Here is a 19,788-nt window from a genome sequence, read left to right on the forward strand (position 1 = left end):
GGTCCCAGGTCCGGACGGGGCGGCCCCGGAGCTCCGGAGGCCCGGACGGGTGGCAGCCCCGCAGCCCCGCAGGCCCGGCCGGGCACCCGAACCCACACGTGATTTTGCCGACATTGCACTCCTGCAACTTTGCACTCGTGCAGAAATTTGGCAGAATAGTTGCGTGCCCGAACTAACTACCGACACCGCCTCCCTCCCTTTACGCGAGCGTAAGCGCGCCGAGACGTGGACGACCATCCATCAGGTGGCCGCGGACCTGACCCTCGATAGGGGACTGCAGGCAGTGACCGTCGAGGCGATCGCGGAACAGGCCAACATCTCGTCCCGGACCTTCTTCAACTACTTCAGTGGCAAGGAAGACGCGATCCTCGGTCTACAGGAACCGAAGATCGACGAGGAAGTGCGCGACGGATTCGCCTTGACCGGGGATCTGCTGAGCCGTGTGTCGACCCTGCTAATGACCGTCGGCCAGTCCACCTTCGGCGGCGACAATGCCACCAGCCGGCGCTTCGAAGTCCTGGAACGGTATCCCGAACTGGTCCAGCGCCGGCTCTCCTATATCTCCAAGGTCGAAGACCTGGTCGCTGAATTGGTCGAAGAGCGGCTGGAAGAGACCGGGCAGTGGCGGGCCGAACTGTCTGATGTGCCGTGCAGTGAGGCGGCGCGTGTGCTGGTGATGATGGCCAGCGCCGCCATGCGGTTCGCGATGCAGCGCGGCAGTCCGCCGGTCGGGCGCGACGAACAATTCGAGGCACTGGACAGTGCCACCACACTCTTTCGCAGAATCCTAAGGAAGGCCCTATGACCCGGAGTCCCGCACCGCAAGCGGCCGAATCGACAGCCAGGGAGAAGCCGGCGCTGATACTGCTCTTTATCGGGCTGATGCTGTCCATGCTGCTGGCATCGCTCAGCCAGACAGTCCTGAGCACCGCCTTGCCCACGATGGTGGGCGAGCTCAACGGCGTGGACCAGATGTTGTGGATCATGACCGCCTACATCCTGGCCTCGACCATCATGATGCCGGTCTACGGCAAGATGGGGGACCTGATCGGCCGCAAGAGCCTGCTGATCATGGCCATCCTGCTGTTCATGTCCGGGTCCATCGTGGGCGGGCTCGCCGCGAACATGACGTGGATGATCGTCGCCAGGCTCATCCAGGGCCTCGGTGGCGGCGGGTTGATCATCCTCTCCCAGGCCATCATCGCCGACGTCGTTCCCGCCCGTGAGCGCGGCAAGTACATGGGCATCATGGGCGGCGTCTTCGCCGTTTCCTCCGTGGCCGGTCCGCTGCTGGGCGGCTGGTTCACCGAAAGCATTGGCTGGCGCTGGACGTTCTGGATCAACCTGCCCCTTGGCGCGCTGGCCCTGCTGGCCGCCGTCTTCTTCCTGCACCTGCCCCAAGGCAGCAACCGCAGGCCGCGCGTCGATTTTGCCGGGATGGGCGTGTTGGCCATCACCACCGCGTCGCTGGTGCTCGCCGCGTCCTGGGGCGGAGTCGAATACGCGTGGACGTCGCCCATTATCCTGGGTCTCTTCGCCACGACGGTGCTGGGGGCGATCGTGTTCGTGATGATCGAACGCCGCGCCGCCGAACCGATCATTTCCCTGCACTTGTTCCGGAAGTTGAACTTCAACCTCACCACCGGTGCCGGCCTGCTGATCGGCGTCGCCATGTTCGGTGTCCTCGGCTACATGCCCACCTATATCCAGATGGCGACCGGGCTGAGCGCCACCCAGGCCGGATTCGTGATGGTCCCGATGATGGCGATGCTGCTGGGCACATCGGTCAGCTCCGGTTTCGTGATCAGCAAGACCGGACGCTACAAGTGGATGCCCATCACCGGTGCGGCAATTATCGGCATCGCGCTGACCCTGCTCTCCACGCTGGACGTTGAGACCCCGCTGTGGGTGCTCTGTGCGTTTATCGGAATACTCGGCATCGGGCTGGGCCTGAGCATGCAGGTGCTGGTGCTGATCGTGCAGAACACCTTCCCGAACTCCCAGGTGGGAACGGCCACCGCGTCGAACAACTACTTCCGGCAGATCGGCGCATCGCTGGGCTCCGCCGTCGTCGGCAGCCTCTTTACATCCCGCCTGACCACGCTGATCAGCGAAAAGCTGCCGGGCGGTGCCGCTAACTCGGCCGGCGGGGCGGACAATCTGACACCCGCTGCCGTCCACAACCTCCCTGCGGCGGTCCAAGAGCCAATCATTCAGTCCTATAACGAGGCGCTGACGCCACTGTTCCTCTACATGGCGCCGCTTGCCCTCGTCGCGATTGTGCTGCTGTCCTTCATCAAGGAAGTTCCGCTGGCAACCACCATTGACCGGGACGCAAAGACCGCGCCGGGGGAGTCGGCGGACGACGACGGCAGGCAGCCGGCGGGGCAGCGCTCAGGGCTGGACGACGGCCGCAGGATCGGCGATCGGACCGGTGACGGGATCGGCGACGGGACGAGCGATGACAGTGAAGGCACCATGGGCGACCCGATCGAAGCCGAACACTCGCAGGTGCGCGCCGGTTCCGGAACCCGCTGATCCTGCCGCAACCCGCTGATCCTGCACGGGAACGCGCGGCGGATCTGGTGTGACGAAGCAAGGTTTGCGGCGGCTCTTATGATTGGTTGGCAGTACAACCGAGGATAACGCTCGGGTGGCCCAATTCCGGGCGGTGGTTGTACGCCCCGCGGTGCTGGGATAGATTACGTGCTAAGCCCCCTTGCCATGAGGGCGGTCCGGGCGATGCATGCGCGCCCGGGTGCGTCCGGCCAAACAGGAACCGCTGGAGGTCAAGCTCCATGGACCAGAACATTACCTTGTATGTGGACGGCAACCGGCGGCCGGTCACCGTCGATACCCGCACCACGCTGCTCGATGCCCTCCGTGACCGGCTGGATGTGACCTCACCGAAGAAGGGCTGCGATCACGGTCAATGCGGGGCGTGCACGGTGCTGCTCAATGGGCGCCGGGTCACTTCGTGCCTGGTGCTGGCGGTGGCGTACGACGGCGCCGACGTCACCACGGCGGCCGGGCTGGGCTCCGACGACGAACTTCATCCCGTGCAGCAGGCATTCCTGGACCGCGACGGCTTCCAGTGCGGCTACTGCACCCCGGGCCAGATCTGCTCGGCAGTCGGAATGATGGAAGAAGCCGAGCGCGGCAGCCCCAGCCATGTCAGTGCGAACCTGAACGATCCGGTGGAACTGACCGACGAAGAAATCCGCGAGCGGATGAGCGGGAACCTGTGCCGCTGCGGAGCCTATGTCAACATCGTCGCGGCCATCCGGCAGGCCGCCGACCCCGAGGCTGAACAGATCAGGCAGGCCCGCGCCGAACGGCAACGCAACGAGCCGGTGCTGCGTGAGGACGATGCCCCGACCTCGTACCAGGTCTCCGTGTCGGGAGAGGAGGGACGATGATCCCGTTCGATTACCAGCGCGCCGACGACGCGGACAGCGCGGTCGCCACCGTGACCGGTCACCCTCAGGCGCAGTTCCTCGGCGGCGGCACCAACCTGGTTGACCATATGAAACTCGGTGTAGCGGATCCCGAGCTGCTGGTCGACATCAGCCGGCTGCCGCTGGATGAGGTGACGGAGCTCGACGACGGCGGCCTGCGGATCGGTGCCACGGTCCGCAACAGCGACCTGGCGGCGCATCCGTTGATCCGCCGTCGCTACCCGGTGCTGGCCGAAGCCTTACTGGCCGGCGCGTCCGGGCAGTTGCGGAATATGGCCACCACCGGCGGGAACCTGCTGCAGCGAACCAGGTGCGTGTATTTCCAGGACGTCACGATGGCGTGCAACAAGCGCGAGCCGGGGTCCGGGTGCGCGGCGCTGGAAGGTTACACCAGGTACCACGCCATTCTCGGTGCTTCGGACGGCTGCGTCGCGGTGCACCCGTCGGATATGGCTGTAGCCATGGCGGCCCTCGACGCCACCGTGGTGGTGCTGGGCGCAGCCGGGGAGCGCCGCATCCCGCTGGCGGAGTTCCACCGGCTGCCCGGATCCGAGCCGCAGCGCGACACGGTGCTCGAACACGGCGAGCTGATCACCGCCGTCGACCTTCCGGCATCGACGCCTCGGCGGCAGGCGTACCGCAAGGTGCGGGACCGGGCTTCGTACGCATTCGCGCTGGTATCGGTCGCCGCCGTGGTCAAGGTCGACGCCGCCGAGGGTGAACCGTGCATCACCGATGCGCGCATCGCCCTCGGGGGCGTGGCCCACAAACCGTGGCGCGCTTCGCGGGCCGAAGAGACACTGAGCGGAGCCGCGCCGTCGGTGGAGAGTTTCCGGCGGGCCGCCGAGGCAGAATTGGAACAGGCCGATCCGCTGGGCGACAACGGGTTCAAGATACCGATGGTCCGCAACACCATGGTCGCCGTGCTGGCGGACCTGACCGGTGTGGAACCGGAGGCTGTGGCATGAGTGAAATCCTGGAATCAACCGAAATCGGCCGGCCCATGGTGCGCCAGGACGGCCCGGCGAAAGTCCGCGGCCTGGCTCCCTACGCCTACGAACAACCGGTGCAGGACCCGCTCCACCTGCACCCGGTGCAGTCCACCATCGCGCTGGGCTGCATCGTCTCCATCGACACCAGCGCAGCCGAAGCCTTGCCCGGCGTCGTCGCCGTCCTCACTCATGAAAATGCCCCGCGGCTGGCGAACACGGATGACGCCGAGCTCGCGGTGTTGCAGGGCCACGAGGTCGGCTTCCGTGGCCAGTTCATCGGCGCGGTGCTGGCCGAATCGCCGGAGGTTGCAAGGCAGGCGGCCGCGGCCGTCGTCGTCGACTATGAAGCCGAAGAACACGATGCCGACTTCCGTGCCGATCATCCGCAGCTGACTGAACCCAACGCCGCGACGGCTGACACGTTCGACGGCGACGTGGACACCGCGCTCAGGGCAGCGGCGCACACGGTCGAGGCGACGTACACCACTCCTGCGGAGCACAACAATCCCATGGAGCCGCACACCACCATCGCGCTGTGGGACGAGCGCGGGCTGACCCTCTACGACTCCACCCAGGGTCCTCACCCCGTGCGTCAGACCATTGCCCCGGTGTTCGGCCTTCAGCCGGACCAGGTGCACGTCATCGCACCGCATATCGGGGGCGGATTCGGCTCCAAGGGATTGCCGCATGCCAACGTGGTGCTCACCGCTTTGGCCGCACAGCGCAGCGGCGGCAGGCCTGTGAAACTGGCGTTGACCCGGCAGCAGATGTTCACGGTTGCCGGTTACCGCACGCCCACCATCCAGCAGGTGCGGCTGGGGGCCGACGACGACGGCCGGCTTTCCGCCGTAGCGATGGACGCGGTGGAGCAGACCTCCAAGATCAAAGAGTTCACCGAAGAAAGCGGCCAGCCGGCCCGGATGATGTATGCCACGCCCAACCGCCAGGTGACCCAGCGGCTGGCGCGGCTCGATATTCCGGTGCCGTCCTGGATGCGCGCGCCCGGAAAGTGTCCGGGCATGTTCGGCCCCGAAGTGGCGATGGACGAAATCGCCGAAGCCTGCGCACTGGACCCGATCGAGTTGCGAGTGCGCAACGAGCCGGAGTCCGACCCGGAGACCGGCAAACCCTACTCATCCCGGCGGTTGCTGGACTGCCTGGCCGAAGGAGCCAAGCGGTTTGGCTGGGATCGGAGGAATGCGCGGCCGGGCCAGCGGGTTCAAGGACGATGGCGGGTTGGCCTCGGCGTGGCCGCCTCCACCTACCCGTTTCTTCGCCAGTTCTCAGAGGCTAAAGTCAGCTACAGCGCGGACGGGACCTACGCGGTGCACATCGGCGCCGCGGACCTGGGCACCGGCGCCTGGACGGCGCTGACGCAGATCGCAGCCGATGCCCTGGGCGTTTCCGCGCATCGGATTCGGCTGGAAATCGGCGATACCGCGCTGCCGGTCGCCTCGGTAGCCGGCGGCTCGTCCGGAACTGCCAGCTGGGGCGCGGCAATCATCGCCGCCGCCGACGAATTCCTCGCCAAGTTCGGCGTCGAACCGGATCCCGGCGCTGAGGTGCAGACGGCGGCGCCTCGGGATTCGGCGCAGAAGGAGTACGCGATGCACTCCTTCGGTGCCCAATTCGCCGAAGTGTGCGTCAACGTGGACACCGGCGAGGTCCGGGTGCCTCGGATGCTCGGGGTGTTCTCCGCCGGTCGGATCATCAACGCCGGCACGGCCCGCTCGCAGTTCATCGGAGGGATGTCCATGGGTATCGGGATGGCACTGCACGAACAGAGCGTGATGGATGCCCGCTTCGGAAGCTTCGTCAACCATGATTTCGCCGAGTACCACGTACCCGCCAACGCCGACATTGCCGACGTCGACGCCGTCTGGCTCGACGAAGTGGATCCGCTCGCCGGGCCGCTGGGGGCGCGGGGGATCGGCGAAATCGGCATTGTCGGGGCGGCTGCCGCCGTCGCCAACGCCACCTACAACGCCACCGGAATCCGGGTCCGGGATCTGCCGCTGACACCCGATAAGTTCCTTTAGGTATCGACAGCTGATCCCGGGTTCTGTGACAGTGGCCGGTACCCGCCATCGCGTGCTGATGCCGGGTTCCTGCCTCACGCGTTCGGGCGAGGAGTAACCACGCCCCGATATGGCCTGTTTGCACCTGGAAGGGGCGCAATTACTCCTTGGGCGGACGCACAGAGCCGGTCAGGGGTCGAAGTGCGTCCTGGGTTCTTCACCGTGATTGATAGAAGCGACCACTTCCGCCGCCACGTTCCGCGCGGCGTTCAAGCAGGGGCCGTCGGCGAATTCATACTGCAACTGGTCCATGGCACGGGCGCGTTCGCTGCTGCTGGCCACGGTGGCGGCATGTTTGTGCCTGAATAGAGTGACGCCGCAGAGGACTTCATCGTCAGGACCCGCGAGCTTCCTGGACGCCAGATGCGTCAGTTCTTCCAGGAAATTCTCCACGTCATCGGTGCCGAGGAGCATGGTCTGCAAGCGCTCCAAAGTGGAGGTGCCGGCCACGCCGGTACCTGTGGTGCTCATTGATGCCCCGTTCAGTCCACGTCATGAATATGCGGTGCGCATAGGGCGACGCAGAGGGTCCGGCGGGGTTGCCGTAGGTGCGGTCCCAAGCACCAACCGCTTGTACTAAAAGCGATAGATTGGGCCGCGTCTTGACCGTGGAGTCCATACTACAGATCGTAGACCGGTGTGGTGAAAAGGAGGGCGCTGCAGGTCGCCCATGGGCGTCGGGGGAGTTTAGTTCTGCTCCCCGCCATGGTTGGAGCGGCCCGCCTCGTCCGCGTCGCCGGCTTCTGCCTCGTCGTCCGCTTCGTCGTCGGCAATCTTGGCGTGCCGTTCCTGCTCACGCCTCCCGTAGGTCGCTGCCCGAATCGCCTGATCTGTCTCGAAGCTGGATCCAAGGGCTCCGGCCACAGTTCCCATCGAGGTGGCCAGCCACGACAACTGAGCGTACGCCGCCCACGTTACAGGGTGCTCGAGTTGGGTCTGCATAAATTCGGCGGGAATGACAATAAAGGACCCCAGGAAAGCCCCCACGAACAGCAGGACATACATGCAGGTCACCCCGGCGAGCAAGGTGGCCACGGTGGCCGAGTTGTATAAGAAAGCGTCTTTGGAGACGCGATGGACCTTTGGCTTTTCCCAAAGATTGTTGTAGTGAATCAGCCAGAGCACCATTGCACCGATGGTGATGGCACTGATCAGCAGAAGCCGCAGTGGGCTGAGCGAATCTGCCATGATCCAAATGGTCGAATAGAAGATGCCGAATGCGGCGACTGCGGCAGCCGCCGCCACGGCGCTGGACAAGCTGGGCACCAGCAGCCAGGGCCGGTTGATGCGGACCATTCCGGAGAGTAGACGCAGCCGTCCGCGCAGCCCCCGGAGAGCCAAATGGGAGGTCCTGCCACCGGGGCCGGAGATCGTCGCCTGCCGCACCGGGGACTGGACCAGCGGCTTGGTCCACCGTGGGCTGGCCCGCCGGGAGACCTTGCGGTCGGGCTGCAGGTCGTCGTCGACCATCTCCCGCAGCACCCTGATGATCGCGTTCGCGACGTGACGGCGCGGCCGGAGGGCCCCCAGGGCCGGAAGCGATATGACGGCTGCCTGATGACTGAGGCTGGCTTCGGAAATGACCAGGTGTTTATCGCGGCGCAGCGGCAGCTCCGTGATCGCCACCATCATGTCCCAGCCGTTCTTCCGTTTGATCCGATCGCTGTTGCGCCACACGATAATTCCGCCGTATTCATCGAGCGGCAACGGCACGCATTGAACCTGGATGTCCCAGTCGATCTGGTCGGAGACTGAATCGGTCAGCACCTGTTTCAAGTCCCCGGCGATGCTCTCGGCTATCTCGTTTGGCAGGTCGGGGTCAGTGACGATTCCAACAGCGCGTCGCTCCATCTACTCCTCTTCCGGATCCCAGGACAGGGTGATCTGTACGCCGTCGTCGGTTTCAACGATGACCAAATGCAGGTCTTCGCCATAGAGATCCTCATGTCCGGCCCCGCCGTCGACTTTCGCAGCCTGGCTTGCCAGTCCGGCCATTGCCCGCGCCATCGCGCGCCCCCAGTCGCCCGGATGTTTGCTCGAAGCCGATTCGGATGCCTTGTATCTGCCTTCGTGGATAGCCATGATTAAACAGTAACCTTACCGTTATGGTTGAGCCACCCTGCCAAGGTCAGCTTTCTCCCGGTGGGGGCGTGTGCCCTGAGCGAGGATGAAGAGTGGACCTGAGCGGCGCTAGCGGCGCGGCAGTACTTCGTTCAGGTCGAACGCGACGGGCTGTTCGAGCTGCTTGTAGGTGCATGATTCAGGTTCCCGGTCGGGCCGCCAGCGCACCAGTTGAGCGGTGTGCCGGAACCTGTCGCCCTCCATGTAGTCGTACCGCACCTCAACCACTCGTTCGGGGCGCAGTGGCACGAAACTCAGGTCCTTGCCTGCGTTCCAGCGGCTGCCTTCGGATTTCCGGGGCGAACGGGCTCCAGAAGCGGTGGTTTCGGCGCTGATGTCTTCGGTCCAATTCCACGGATGGTCTTCGATACTGGTGACCAGCGGTTGAAAGTCGTCATAGAGCTCCCGCCGCTTGGCCATGGACAGTGCCCCGATCACACCCACGGACGAGAGTTCACCGTCGTCGTCATACAGGCCCAGCAGCAGCGAGCCAATCGCGTCGTCGCTACCCTTGTGCAACCGGTAACCGGCGACCACGCAGTCGGCCGTGCGCTCATGCTTGACCTTGTGCATCACCCGCCTGTCCTGTTGGTATGTCAACTCGCGCGGTTTGGCAATGATCCCGTCCAGGCCCGCGCCTTCCCAGCGGTTGAACCAGTCTGCGGCGGTGTCGACATCGTCGGTGGCGGGTGTGATGTAGACAGGGGGTCTGGCATCGGCGAGGGCGTCCTCGAGGCGGGCACGACGGCGGTCCATGGGCTGCGCTGTCAGGTCCTCGTCGTCGAGGGCCAGCAGGTCGAAGGCCACAAAACTGGCGGGGGTTTGGCTGCTCAGCAGTTTCACTCTGCTGTCGGCCGGATGGATGCGCTGCTGCAGCACCTCGAAGTTCAGCCCGCTGCCGGTGGGGTCGACGACGACGATCTCGCCATCCAGTACGCACCGGTCGGGCAGGTTCGCCTTCAAAGCGGTGACAACTTCGGGAAAGTAGCGGGTCATTGGCTTGCCGTTTCGACTGCCGATCTCCACCTCTTCGCCATCGCGGAAGATGATGGCGCGGAAGCCGTCCCACTTGGGCTCGTAGATTTGACCGGCCGGGATTGTCTTCACCGGCTTGGCGAGCATTGGCCTCACCGGGGGCATTACTGGAAGGTCCACACGCACAGCGTAACGCGATGTGGCATCAATCACGAGCTTACTGCACGGCCGGCCTGCCCCGTAAGGTGGAGGAGGCATGCACCGCCCCGGCGAGAACCACAGGAGAACCTCATGGTGAATATGCAGGCACTTCAAGACATTCTGGAAAAGAATGGCAACATCGTCGACCGTGAGGGCGCCAGGATCGGAAAGGTCGGGCAGATCTATCTGGACGACCAGACGAACGAACCGGAGTGGGTCACTGCCGCAACCGGCCTGTTCGGCTCCTCTGAGTCCTTCGTTCCCGTGAAGGGCGCGGTGGTGCACGGTGGCGAAGTGGCCGTCGCCTACGGCAAGGACATGGTCCTGGGCGCCCCGCGGATCGAAGCCGAAGGACATCTGAGCGCGCAGCAGGAATCCGAGCTGTACGCGTACTACGGGCTCGAACACCCCGGAAGCAATAGCGCAGCGTTGCGCAAGCACGTAGGGCGCGGGGACGGTCGAGACTCCTCTTAGGTCACAAAAAGTCCGGCAATGTAGGGTGGGTTCTGGTGAGCCGGGAAGTCTGGTCGGCGAGTACAAACGTCGAGCCTTCCCGGGAGCACTCTTATATGGCTGAACATTCGCCCGAACACAGCCCGCCGTCCGTACCTGCCCGCCGCAGTTCCGCTGAGTCGCTGCGTATCGGCCGGATCCTGAGGAAGGAGACCGTCGGCGGCTTACTGCTGGTCGTCGCCGCCGTCGTCGCGGTGGTGTGGGCCAATTCGCCGGCCGCTGACAGCTACTTCGCCTTGCGGGATTTCACCATTGGATATGAGCCGTGGCATCTCGAGTTGAGCCTCGGTGCCTGGGCCGCTGACGGATTGCTGGCCATCTTCTTTTTCCTGGTCGGCCTCGAGCTGAAGAAGGAGTTCGTCGCCGGGGACCTACGGGACTTGAAGAAGGCCGTCGTCCCGGTGGCGGCTGCGGCCGGCGGGGTGGTGGTGCCTGCGGTGATCTACGTGCTGATCAACCTGTCCACTCCCGAGACCTTGTCCGGCTGGGCGATTCCCACGGCCACGGATATTGCGTTTGCCGTTGCCGTGTTGGCTGTGATCGGATCGCATCTGCCCAGCGCCCTGCGGATCTTCCTGCTGACGCTGGCGGTCGTGGATGACTTGTTGGCTATCTCCATCATCGCGTTCTTCTACACCGACAATGTCCAGCTGCTGCCGCTGGCGCTGGCGCTGTTGCCCCTGGCTGTGTACACCTTCCTGGCCCAGCGGTTCCGCCGATTCTTTGGCCTCAAGGCCTCCGCAGCATGGTTTATTCTGCTCCCGATCGGGGTGCTGGTCTGGGCCCTGATCCACGCCTCCGGTATTCACGCCACGGTTGCCGGTGTGCTGCTTGGCTTCGCCGTGCCGGTGATTCGCAGCCAGGCAAGCGGCGGACCCGGGGCAGGGCCGGGCCTGTCGGAGATCTTCGAGCACCGGTTCCGCCCGCTCTCGGCCGGATTCGCGGTGCCTGTGTTTGCGTTTTTCTCCGCCGGCGTGGCCATTGGCGGGTGGAACGGGTTCGTCTCCGCCGTATCCGATCCGGTCGGCGCCGGGGTGATTCTGGGACTCGTGGTCGGCAAAGCAATCGGGATCCTGGGTACTACATGGCTCGTGACCAAGGGCACCCGGGCCGAACTCGATTCGTCGTTCAAATGGATTGACGTGCTGGGCGTGTCGCTCCTGGCCGGGATCGGTTTCACCGTCTCGCTGCTGGTTGCCGAGCTGAGCTTTGGCCCCGCCAGCATCGAGACGGCTCATGCCAAGGTGGGTATCCTTGTCGCCTCCGTGCTGGCTGCACTGCTGGCCTCGGTGATTTTGTTGGCGCGGAATCGTCAGTATCGCAGGATCGAAGAGGCCGAGGGGGCCAAGGCCAACCAGGACAACAGCCCCGACGGGCACCAGACGGACTCCGGGGAGTAACTGCTACATCCCGATCGCCCCGCGCAGCGCCGACGCATCCTTCGGCTGGTTGTCGGCCAGTACCTTCCGCGCCTCGGCCAGCCGGTCCGGTACATTCCACAGCAACACGCCGGCAACAACATTGCCTCCGTCGAGGTAGTAGACCACGCCCTTGCGCTGCGGCTCGGCCCAGTCCTCGACCATCTCCAGTGAGGCATCGACCGTGCCGACGGCCTGGTAGGCCATGTCGAAAACGTTGGAGTAGTAGTACGGCGTATGATCGTAGATCTCGTTGCTGCCAGCCATGGCCCGACCGGCCGCGCTGCCCATCAGCGTGGCATTGTCCACGTGCTCGATCCGCCGCCGTCCCAGAATCCGGTCGGGATAGTTCGCCACATCGCCGGCGGCATAGATATCCGGGACGCTGGTGCGCAACCCCTCGTCCACCACAATCCCGTCGTCGACCTGCAGCCCGGCCTGTTCGGCCACCTCCATGCAGGGGCTGATGCCGAGTCCGCTGACCATGGCGTCGAAGGATCGCTCGCTGCCGTCATCAAGGGAGAGTACGACGCCGTCACTCGTGGTCCTGCCGGAGGTCACCGTCGTGCCGGGGAAGAGTTCCACCCCGTGTTCAGCGTACGTTCGCTCGAATCGGGCGGCCAGATCGGCCGGGAACATTGAGCCGGTGAGCACCTTGTCGGGATAAATCAGGCTCGGCCGGGTGCCGTTCTGCACCAGCGCGGCGGCCAGTTCGGTGCCGATGTAGCTGCCGCCGACGACGGCGATGTTCCGGTCTTTGCCGCTGAGCCGGCGGAGAGCGCGGTAATCAGCGAAGCTGCGGAAGTAGATCGACCGTGGACCGGCCGGCACGTCGAGTCTCTTGGGGTGACCACCGGTGGCCAGCAGCAGTTTGCCATAGCGGATGCTGCCGCCGTCGTCCATCGTTGCGGTGTGCTCATGGGGATTAACGGCGCTGATCACCGTTTCGGTCATCACCTCCGCGTCGGTTTCGGAGGCGGTGTGCAGCCAGTTGTCCTCGGCGGTGAACTCCGGGTCGGTCCAGAGCTTCTTGGTCAGCGCCGGACGGGTGTACGGCGGGTCGACGTCGTCGCCGGCAATTCCAATAGTGCCGATGCTGTCCACCTCCCGGATGCCCTTCGCGGAGGCATCGGCAGCCATTCCACCGCCAATGATCAGGTAGTCGAATTCGGGAATCATGGGTGTCCTTCCTAAATCGTGGCGACTGAGCCGCCGTCGACCCGGTAATTAGCGCCATTGACGTAGCTGGCCAGGTCCGAGCAGAGGAACGCGATCACCGCCGCCGCCTCGTCGGCCGTTCCGCGGCGTCCGAGCTCGATGAACGGGCGCTCCTCGGGCAGGAAGGACGCGATCGCGCCGTCACGGTCCGTTCCCAATTGTTGAGCCCGCCGGTCCATCATGTCGTCGGTCATCGGGGTGGCGATGAAGGCGGGGGAGACGGTGTTGACCAGCAGCCCCTCCGCGGCGTAGCTCCGCGAGAGCCCCTTGGCCAGCGAAAGTACTCCTGCCTTTGCGGCGCAGTAGGGGAGTTCGTCATCGTAGGGCTGGACGGCGTCCTCGGAGGAGACAAACACGATCCGGCCCCAGCCGCCATCGCGCAGCTGTGGCAGGAACGCCTGCAGCACCCGGACCTGGCCCATCAGGTTCACGTCCAAGGTGTGTTGCCAATCGGCCTCGGAGATGTCATGGAACAAGCCTGCCGGACCGTGGATGCCTGCCGACTGCACGAGGATGTCGATGCCGCCCACCGCCGCGAGGACATGTTCGGCCAGCGCCTGCACTGATTCCGTGCTGGTGATGTCTGCCGCGAACGCGTGCAGCTTCCCTTCGGGGGCGTCCAGTTGGATGGCTGCGGTATCAAGGCGTTCCTGCCCGACGTCGGTCATCACCACAGTGGCGCCCTCGGCCAGCAGCCGGCGTGCCGTTGCCAGTCCGATGCCGGAGTCGGCCCCTGTCACCAGAGCCCGCCGTCCGGAGATGTTCAAATCCATATCCCGCCTCCTCGCTCAAGCGTGGGTTTCGGGCAAGCATACCCTAATTGAAAAGCATACTTACTAGGTGTCCGGCGGCCAACCTCCCGGTGTTTACATGCAGTCTGCATGGGCAGATAATAGACGCATGGTCCACCTTTAAGTGCGCAACGTTCCCGAGCAAACCCATGAAGTCCTCAAGGTGCGCGCCGCTGCCGCCGGGCAGAGCCTGTCCGAGTACCTTCTCGCCCAACTCAATACGCTCACCGCAACACCCAGTATCGAAGAGTTGACCACCCGCATTAACTCCCGTGAGCCCGTCGAACTCGAAAGTTCGGTCAGTGAGATTATTCGGGAAGAGCGCGACCGGGCGTGCTAGTGCTGGATGCCTCGGTGATTGTTGAATATTTGCTGGGGACGGAAAGGGGAAGGTTGGTGGCGCAGCGTGTCACCGAAGCCGATCAGTTGGCGACTCCCTATCTGAGTTCGATCGAGGGTGTGCAAACGTTGCGGGCGTTGTGCGCGCGTGGTGAACCCGCGCGGCGGAGGCTGTACGGGATATTGTCTACCTGCCGGTCTCCCGTTACCCGGCTGAGCCGCTGATTGCCCGGATGTGGCAATTGCGGCATAATCTCAGCGCCTACGACGCTCATTACGTGGCTCTGGCGGAAGCTTTAGGGGCAACCGTGTTGACCTGCGATCGCAGAATAACCAACGCGCCCGGCACCTCCGTCCAGTTCGAGGTCGTCGACTGAGGTCTGACGATCCATTGGCCAACGCGGGTGATCCCTGCTCCCTCGGGCCCCGACCTGTTGTCGCCGGCGGATATTAGACAGTAGGCTTACTGCATGCAGTCGCACTGATTGGAGCATCTGTCATGAGCGTGCCGGCGTTAAGCATTCCAGACAGTACTGTGGGATTTCTGCGTGACGGGTATGCGTTTATCAGTTCCCGCTGCGACCGGCTGGGCACTGATGCTTTCCGCACCCGGATTGCCGGACGGCCGGTGATTTGCATGCGCGGTGCTGAGGCGGCACGACTCTTCTACGACGGCAACCGCTTCACCCGGGCCGGCGCGCTTCCACCTAATACCGTCCGGCTGTTGCAGGATCGAGGCAGTGTGCAGACGCTCGACGGCGAGGCTCACCGGCATCGAAAAGCCATGTTCATGTCGCTGATGACCGTTGATTCACTGGACTGGCTGGTGGAGATTTTTGAGCAGACCTGGCACAGCTACGAGGGCTTGTGGCGGCAGTTTGGCCGCATCGTGCTGCACCACCAGATCCGGAAGGTGCTGACCAAAACGGCTTGCGAATGGGCGGGCATTCCGCTGCAGGAGCCCGAGGTCACCGAACGGGCCCGGGAGTTCTCGATGATGATCGACCAGGCCGGCTCCTTCGGTCCTGCGAATTGGTACGCGTTGCTGAAGCGCCGCGGCACGGAAAAGTGGGCCCGGTCAGTCGTTGACGGCGTCCGGGACGGAACAGTGCGGCCACCCGAGGGCAGCGCGCTGGCAACCATTGCCGATTACCGGGACGAGGACGGCGGACTGCTGTCGGCTGACGCTGCCACCGTGGAATTGCTCAATGTGCTCCGCCCGATTGTTGCCGTGGCACGTTTTATTGTCTTCGCCGCCGTCGCGCTCGAACAGCATGCCGGATGGAAGGAACGATTCGCATCCGGAGAGCAGGTCAACCTTGAGCCCTTCGCCCAGGAGGTGCGCCGCTACTTCCCATACTTTCCAGCTGTCGGCGGCACAGCCACGGAAGGATTCAGCTTCGGCGGCAGCCGGTTCGAGGCCGGAACCTGGGTATTGCTCGATCTGTACGGCACCAACCACCACAGTGGAATCCGGGAGAACCCGGAGACCTTCAGCCCCGAACGGTTCCACGACTGGGACAACAATCCATACACCTTGGTACCGCAGGGGGCGGGGATTGTCGATGAATCGCACCGCTGTCCCGGCGAACGCATCACCGTCGAACTCATCAAGAAAGCAACGCAGCTGCTCTCGACAACGGACTTCACCGTTCCGGCACAAGACCTGACGTTCAGCCTCGACCGGATTCCCGCGGTGCCGAACAGCGGGTTCGTTCTGCAGGCGCCCGGCTACCGGAAGAGTTCCACATGATGCACCGTGCTAGCCTGCCTGCATGTTTGCCTGCCGCGTCCTTGGCCACCGACTCCACTTCACGGCGCAGGGGACCGTCATGTCGTGGGAATGCGAACGCGGATGCGGCCAAGGCGGGGGACAGAAGACGTATCCCACGGCCGCCGAAGCTGAGCGCTTCGCCCGCGGGCTCAATCGGAAAGACTCCGACGACCTGGGGCGCCGGGCCCCGCTTATCGGGCTGCTTCCATTGCGGCTGTGGCGCAGATTGCGGGGCCGGAAGGACTGAACCGGATCATGTTCCGCCGAGGGGGCCGTTGGCCCGGAACAGCGAAGAGGGGAGTGGCATCTCATGAGCGGCACCGTCGAACTGGGCAAGATCACCACCCAGGTTCCCAGCAGGTTGGACCGGCTTCCTTGGTCCAGGTTCCACTGGCTGGTAGTCATTGGCCTGGGCAGTGTGTGGATCCTGGACGGCTTGGAAGTGACAATGGTCGGCGCCGTCGCCGCACGGTTGACCGAGAATGGCAGCGGGATCAACCTCACTGCCGGCCAAGTGGGCATCGCCGCAAGTATCTATGTGCTCGGTGCGTGTCTGGGCGCCTTGTTCTTCGGTCAACTGACCGACAGATTCGGCCGCAAGAAGCTGTTCATGATCACGCTGCTGGTCTATGTCGTGGCCGCGGCGGCTACCGCCTTTGCCTTTTCGCCGTGGTACTTCTACATCGCCCGCTTCGTCACGGGAGCGGGGATCGGCGGCGAATATGCGGCGATCAACTCGGCCATCGACGAGCTGATACCGGCGCGACTGCGCGGACGCATCGACCTGATCATTAATGGCTCGTACTGGTTGGGCGCTGCGGGCGGCGCGGCCAGCGCGTTGTTCTTCCTGGACACAGACATCTTCCCCAAGGACCTGGGCTGGAGGCTTGCCTTCGGTTTTGGCGTGGTGCTGGCGTTTGTGGTGCTGTTTGTCCGCAAGAACATTCCGGAGAGCCCCCGCTGGTTGTTCATCCACGGCTATGAGGATGAGGCCGAGCGGATTGTCGGCGATATCGAGCAGGACGTCCAGGAGGACACTGGACAGCGGCTTGAAGAGCCGGAGGATTCCCTGACGGTACGGCAGCGCAGGACGATTTCGTTCCGCGAGATCGCCATGGTCGCCTTCAAGCGCTATCCCAAGCGGTCGGTGCTGTGTTTTGCCCTCTTCGTGGGCCAGGCATTCATCTATAACGGCGTGACGTTCAACCTTGGCACCTTGTTCAGCGGGTTCTATGGTGTCGCGTCAGCGAGCGTACCCCTGTTCTTCATTATTTGGGCATTGAGCAATTTCGCCGGTCCGGTGCTGCTGGGCCGACTCTTTGACACCTTGGGCCGTAAGCCGATGATTGCCGGCTGCTATATCGGCTCGGCACTGATCACGGTGTTACTGGCATGGCTGTTTGTCGCCGGCGTCGGAGGCGAATGGTTGTTCCTGGCGGTGCTGGTGTGTGTCTTCTTCCTCGCCTCCTCCGGCGCGAGCGCCGCGTACCTGACGGTCAGTGAGATCTTCCCGATGGAAACCCGTGCCTTGGCGATCGCCTTCTTCTATGCCATCGGTACCGCCGCCGGTGGCATCACCGGGCCGGTGCTCTTCGGCGTCCTCATCGGCTCTGGGGAGCGGTCGCTGGTTGCCCTTGCATTCCTGATCGGCGCGGCGGTGATGACGCTTGGCGGCGTGGCGGAGATCTTCTTCGGGGTGAAGGCAGAGCAAGCGAAGTTGGAGGACGTGGCTGAGCCGTTGACCGTTGCCGAAGCTGACGAAGCAGCAGCAGCCGGGCACGCCGGAGGGACGGCCGACGACGGAACCCGGGCTGACGGCGGCACATCGGCCGGCGCCGGGGCGGGCGCTGGAGGCGAAGGCAGTTCGCGGTTCCGGCCCGGGCCCGGAAGTGCGGGACTGTTTGCGCCGTGGCAGTCGGTTTCCAGCCGCCCGGATGATACTGAGACCTTGGAACGTGAAGTCGAATCGCTGGTCAATGCGGTGCAGGAAGTCGGTGTGGTCAGCGAACAGGAACTGGAAAGGATCGTCGCGGCGCGCTATTGGGGACCCGGCCGCTTCCGGGGCGCGCTGCGGCAAGCCATGAACGAAGGCCGCCTGCGCCGCGCCGGACCGAACAGAGTCGGCCCTGTGGAGTAGGCCGCCAGCCACCCCGCAATCTTAGGAACGGTAACTGCTACTCGGCACCTGCAATCGCGGCGTCGTCGGGCACGGTGTGCGGGTCCGGAGAGCGCCGGCGGAGCAGCAGCAGCGCCGCGGCCACCAGGCAGCAGATACCTGCCACCCGGAACGGGGCCGCGACGTCGCCTAACCAGACGGCAACGTGGCCGACCAGAATCGCCGAGACGGCACCGCCCAGCCAGCGCAGGAAATTATAGCCGGCGCTGTTCACGGCCCGCGGACCGGACCCGGCACTCATCGCACTGCCGGTGAACAGGGTGTTGAGGATGCCGGAGAAAACCCCGGACACAATGACGCCAACAATCACCACGGCCTTGTTGCCCGAGGCCATGGCAAAGAGGATCAGCGCATAGATGACGACGGCGGCCACCGCACCACCGCGCTCGCCCAGCAGCGCCGCGACCTTGGGCGCCAGCACGACGCCGGAGACCGCCACGCAGATACCCCAGCCGAAGAACACAAAGCCGATGAAGAATGCGCCCTCGCCGAGCACAAACGGCGCCCAGGCAATGATGGCGAAGAAGGCGGCAGTGTAGAACGCGGAACCAAGAGAGGTCAGCAGCAGGTCGCGGTTGCGCAAGGCCAGCAATGGGTCGACCAAGCGGATCGGCTGCCGTTCCGCCTTCGGTCCGTCCTGGGCCAGCATGGTGGTGCACAGCACCACGCCGAGGGCCATCAGCACCGCGGTGCCGGCGAACGGGCCGCGCCAGGAGACGCTGCCCAGTACGGCGCCGACCAGCGGCCCGACGGCAAGTCCGACGCCGAGCGCTGCCTCGTAGAGAAGGATGGCTCCCTGCTGGCCGCCGGCTGCCGCCCCGACAATCACGGACAGGGCGGTGGCGATGAAGAACGCATTGCCCAGCCCCCACAGCGCGCGCAGCCACACCAGCGCCTCAATGCTGTTGACCAGCGCGCAGGCACCGGCCGCCAGCACGATCAGCACCAGCCCGGTGATCAGCGTCCGTTTGGCCCCGAACCGGTACGAGACGACTCCGGTAAGCAGCATGGCGATCACTTGCACGCCGAGGTAAGACCCGAAGAGCAGCGTGGTTTGCGACGGCGTGGCGTTGAGTTCCTCGGTGATGGTGTTCAGGATCGGGTCCACCAGTCCGATGCCCATAAACGCGATGACGGCGGCGAACGCCGTCACCCAGACCGCCTTGGGCTGGCCGCGCAGCGCGTCAGTGAGTTTCGGGTGATCGGATTTCTGCGGCGCTGTGCCAGGTGCGCTCATCGTTGGCTATTGCCTCTCTTCGGTCTCGGTCGGTCGTCAGGTCGAGCAGTCTGGTCATGGCAGGTACGGCGGCCTCGAGTGCGGCTCGTTCCTCGCCGGTGAGCCTGTCCAGTTGCCGGGCGAAATACTGGTTGCGGTCTTCGGCGAGTTCTCCGACCTCGGCGCGGCCTTGGGTAGTCAGATCGACGACCACGGCCCTGCGATCGTCGGGATCGGCGCGGCGTTCCACCAGTCCCAACTTGATCAGCCCATTGACCACACTGGTGGCCGTGGGCAGCCGCACACCTTCCAGATTGGCCAGCGTGCCCATCCGCATCGCGCCTTTGTCGGTCAGCGTGGTGATCACCGACGATTGCGCTGTCGTCATATCCCAGCCGGGGCTGCGCCGTCTGATCAGGTGGTAGAGCCGGGGCAGCAAGGGCCGGAGCAATCGGGACAACTCCAAGGACTCAGCGCTCATAGTTAGATAGTCTAACTATTCGGAAAACTAATGTTAA

General features: G+C 64.4%; 20 protein-coding genes. 12 read left to right on the forward strand and 8 right to left on the reverse strand.

The window, feature by feature from the left end; genetic code table 11:
* Window positions 1-163: 163 nt before the first annotated feature.
* The 5 genes from H535_RS22845 to H535_RS0101580 all read left to right on the forward strand — a co-directional run bounded on the left by H535_RS22845 (window position 164) and on the right by H535_RS0101580 (window position 6,489).
* Entirely contained in the window at window positions 164-805 is a 642-nt protein-coding gene (locus H535_RS22845; RefSeq protein ID WP_162144843.1) for a TetR/AcrR family transcriptional regulator, read from the forward strand.
* The gene (locus H535_RS22850; RefSeq protein WP_081416362.1) at window positions 802-2,538 is read left to right on the forward strand and encodes an MDR family MFS transporter; all 1,737 of its coding nucleotides are present in this window, start codon (window positions 802-804) and stop codon (window positions 2,536-2,538) included. The genes H535_RS22845 and H535_RS22850 overlap by 4 nt, the downstream gene beginning before the upstream one ends.
* Window positions 2,539-2,798: 260 nt before the next feature.
* Window positions 2,799-3,419 carry a 2Fe-2S iron-sulfur cluster-binding protein gene (locus H535_RS22855; RefSeq protein ID WP_081416363.1) on the forward strand — a complete coding sequence of 207 codons (621 nt, stop codon included), beginning with the start codon at window positions 2,799-2,801 and terminating at the stop codon, window positions 3,417-3,419.
* Complete coding sequence (locus tag H535_RS0101575; RefSeq protein WP_026818149.1) at window positions 3,416-4,426, forward strand: FAD binding domain-containing protein; 1,011 nt, start codon at window positions 3,416-3,418, stop codon at window positions 4,424-4,426. Before H535_RS22855 ends, H535_RS0101575 begins: the two co-directional genes overlap by 4 nt.
* Entirely contained in the window at window positions 4,423-6,489 is a 2,067-nt protein-coding gene (locus tag H535_RS0101580; RefSeq protein ID WP_026818150.1) for a xanthine dehydrogenase family protein molybdopterin-binding subunit, read from the forward strand. Before H535_RS0101575 ends, H535_RS0101580 begins: the two co-directional genes overlap by 4 nt.
* Window positions 6,490-6,657: 168 nt before the next feature.
* Here H535_RS0101580 and H535_RS0101585 read toward each other — a convergent pair whose 3' ends face one another.
* From H535_RS0101585 to H535_RS0101600, 4 genes are all read right to left on the reverse strand, one after another.
* On the reverse strand, window positions 6,658-6,999 hold the full coding sequence (locus H535_RS0101585; RefSeq protein WP_026818151.1) for a hypothetical protein: 342 nt from the start codon (window positions 6,997-6,999) through the stop codon (window positions 6,658-6,660).
* 216 nt (window positions 7,000-7,215) lie between these two features.
* Window positions 7,216-8,379 carry a hypothetical protein gene (locus tag H535_RS0101590; RefSeq protein ID WP_026818152.1) on the reverse strand — a complete coding sequence of 388 codons (1,164 nt, stop codon included), beginning with the start codon at window positions 8,377-8,379 and terminating at the stop codon, window positions 7,216-7,218.
* Window positions 8,380-8,610, reverse strand: a complete 231-nt coding sequence (locus tag H535_RS0101595; RefSeq protein ID WP_026818153.1) for a hypothetical protein — start codon at window positions 8,608-8,610, stop codon at window positions 8,380-8,382.
* 108 nt (window positions 8,611-8,718) lie between these two features.
* Window positions 8,719-9,804 carry an ATP-dependent DNA ligase gene (locus tag H535_RS0101600; protein WP_026818154.1) on the reverse strand — a complete coding sequence of 362 codons (1,086 nt, stop codon included), beginning with the start codon at window positions 9,802-9,804 and terminating at the stop codon, window positions 8,719-8,721.
* A gap of 111 nt (window positions 9,805-9,915) precedes the next feature.
* Here H535_RS0101600 and H535_RS22860 point away from each other — a divergent pair, with 111 nt between their 5' ends.
* Window positions 9,916-10,299, forward strand: coding sequence for a PRC-barrel domain-containing protein (locus H535_RS22860; RefSeq protein WP_051298312.1), 384 nt, complete (start codon window positions 9,916-9,918; stop codon window positions 10,297-10,299).
* A 95-nt stretch (window positions 10,300-10,394) separates the two neighbouring features.
* Window positions 10,395-11,738 carry a Na+/H+ antiporter NhaA gene (nhaA, locus tag H535_RS0101610; protein WP_026818155.1) on the forward strand — a complete coding sequence of 448 codons (1,344 nt, stop codon included), beginning with the start codon at window positions 10,395-10,397 and terminating at the stop codon, window positions 11,736-11,738.
* Window positions 11,739-11,741: 3 nt separating this feature from the next.
* On the opposite strand, the gene H535_RS0101615 is transcribed toward nhaA, so the two are convergent.
* Both H535_RS0101615 and H535_RS0101620 read right to left on the reverse strand, forming a co-directional pair.
* Window positions 11,742-12,935, reverse strand: coding sequence for an NAD(P)/FAD-dependent oxidoreductase (locus tag H535_RS0101615; RefSeq protein ID WP_035767924.1), 1,194 nt, complete (start codon window positions 12,933-12,935; stop codon window positions 11,742-11,744).
* Between the two features lie 11 nt (window positions 12,936-12,946).
* The gene (locus tag H535_RS0101620; RefSeq protein WP_026818157.1) at window positions 12,947-13,747 is read right to left on the reverse strand and encodes an SDR family NAD(P)-dependent oxidoreductase; all 801 of its coding nucleotides are present in this window, start codon (window positions 13,745-13,747) and stop codon (window positions 12,947-12,949) included.
* 142 nt (window positions 13,748-13,889) lie between these two features.
* Between H535_RS0101620 and H535_RS22865 the strand changes: the two genes are divergently transcribed.
* From H535_RS22865 to H535_RS0101645, 5 genes are all read left to right on the forward strand, one after another.
* On the forward strand, window positions 13,890-14,105 hold the full coding sequence (locus tag H535_RS22865) for a FitA-like ribbon-helix-helix domain-containing protein (RefSeq protein WP_051298314.1): 216 nt from the start codon (window positions 13,890-13,892) through the stop codon (window positions 14,103-14,105).
* A gap of 232 nt (window positions 14,106-14,337) precedes the next feature.
* Entirely contained in the window at window positions 14,338-14,481 is a 144-nt protein-coding gene (locus tag H535_RS28830) for a type II toxin-antitoxin system VapC family toxin (protein WP_155838462.1), read from the forward strand.
* Window positions 14,482-14,639: 158 nt separating this feature from the next.
* The gene (locus tag H535_RS0101635; protein WP_245580108.1) at window positions 14,640-15,857 is read left to right on the forward strand and encodes a cytochrome P450; all 1,218 of its coding nucleotides are present in this window, start codon (window positions 14,640-14,642) and stop codon (window positions 15,855-15,857) included.
* 22 nt (window positions 15,858-15,879) lie between these two features.
* On the forward strand, window positions 15,880-16,125 hold the full coding sequence (locus H535_RS0101640) for a hypothetical protein (protein WP_026818159.1): 246 nt from the start codon (window positions 15,880-15,882) through the stop codon (window positions 16,123-16,125).
* A 63-nt stretch (window positions 16,126-16,188) separates the two neighbouring features.
* Entirely contained in the window at window positions 16,189-18,015 is a 1,827-nt protein-coding gene (locus tag H535_RS0101645; protein ID WP_026818160.1) for an MFS transporter, read from the forward strand.
* Window positions 18,016-18,052: 37 nt separating this feature from the next.
* Here H535_RS0101645 and H535_RS0101650 read toward each other — a convergent pair whose 3' ends face one another.
* Complete coding sequence (locus tag H535_RS0101650) at window positions 18,053-19,291, reverse strand: MFS transporter (RefSeq protein WP_026818161.1); 1,239 nt, start codon at window positions 19,289-19,291, stop codon at window positions 18,053-18,055.
* A complete protein-coding gene (locus H535_RS22870) occupies window positions 19,239-19,751 on the reverse strand; it encodes a MarR family winged helix-turn-helix transcriptional regulator (protein WP_081416364.1) in 513 nt (170 codons plus the stop codon). Before H535_RS22870 ends, H535_RS0101650 begins: the two co-directional genes overlap by 53 nt.
* Between the last annotated feature and the right edge of the window lie 37 nt (window positions 19,752-19,788).

Origin of the sequence: Arthrobacter castelli DSM 16402 (genome assembly GCF_000430705.1) — a bacterium.
Taxonomy (GTDB): domain Bacteria; phylum Actinomycetota; class Actinomycetes; order Actinomycetales; family Micrococcaceae; genus Arthrobacter_C; species Arthrobacter_C castelli.

Coding starts and splice junctions, on each gene's coding strand:
- H535_RS0101650 (WP_026818161.1), bottom strand. CDS start 19,291: ATGAGCGCACCTGGCACAGCGCCGCAGAAATCCGATCACCCGAAACTC.
- H535_RS0101645 (WP_026818160.1), top strand. CDS start 16,189: ATGAGCGGCACCGTCGAACTGGGCAAGATCACCACCCAGGTTCCCAGC.
- nhaA (WP_026818155.1), top strand. CDS start 10,395: ATGGCTGAACATTCGCCCGAACACAGCCCGCCGTCCGTACCTGCCCGC.
- H535_RS22850 (WP_081416362.1), top strand. CDS start 802: ATGACCCGGAGTCCCGCACCGCAAGCGGCCGAATCGACAGCCAGGGAG.
- H535_RS0101580 (WP_026818150.1), top strand. CDS start 4,423: ATGAGTGAAATCCTGGAATCAACCGAAATCGGCCGGCCCATGGTGCGC.
- H535_RS0101585 (WP_026818151.1), bottom strand. CDS start 6,999: ATGAGCACCACAGGTACCGGCGTGGCCGGCACCTCCACTTTGGAGCGC.
- H535_RS0101575 (WP_026818149.1), top strand. CDS start 3,416: ATGATCCCGTTCGATTACCAGCGCGCCGACGACGCGGACAGCGCGGTC.
- H535_RS0101620 (WP_026818157.1), bottom strand. CDS start 13,747: ATGGATTTGAACATCTCCGGACGGCGGGCTCTGGTGACAGGGGCCGAC.
- H535_RS0101595 (WP_026818153.1), bottom strand. CDS start 8,610: ATGGCTATCCACGAAGGCAGATACAAGGCATCCGAATCGGCTTCGAGC.
- H535_RS0101615 (WP_035767924.1), bottom strand. CDS start 12,935: ATGATTCCCGAATTCGACTACCTGATCATTGGCGGTGGAATGGCTGCC.
- H535_RS0101590 (WP_026818152.1), bottom strand. CDS start 8,379: ATGGAGCGACGCGCTGTTGGAATCGTCACTGACCCCGACCTGCCAAAC.
- H535_RS22860 (WP_051298312.1), top strand. CDS start 9,916: ATGGTGAATATGCAGGCACTTCAAGACATTCTGGAAAAGAATGGCAAC.
- H535_RS22855 (WP_081416363.1), top strand. CDS start 2,799: ATGGACCAGAACATTACCTTGTATGTGGACGGCAACCGGCGGCCGGTC.
- H535_RS28830 (WP_155838462.1), top strand. CDS start 14,338: ATGTGGCAATTGCGGCATAATCTCAGCGCCTACGACGCTCATTACGTG.
- H535_RS0101640 (WP_026818159.1), top strand. CDS start 15,880: ATGTTTGCCTGCCGCGTCCTTGGCCACCGACTCCACTTCACGGCGCAG.
- H535_RS22870 (WP_081416364.1), bottom strand. CDS start 19,751: ATGAGCGCTGAGTCCTTGGAGTTGTCCCGATTGCTCCGGCCCTTGCTG.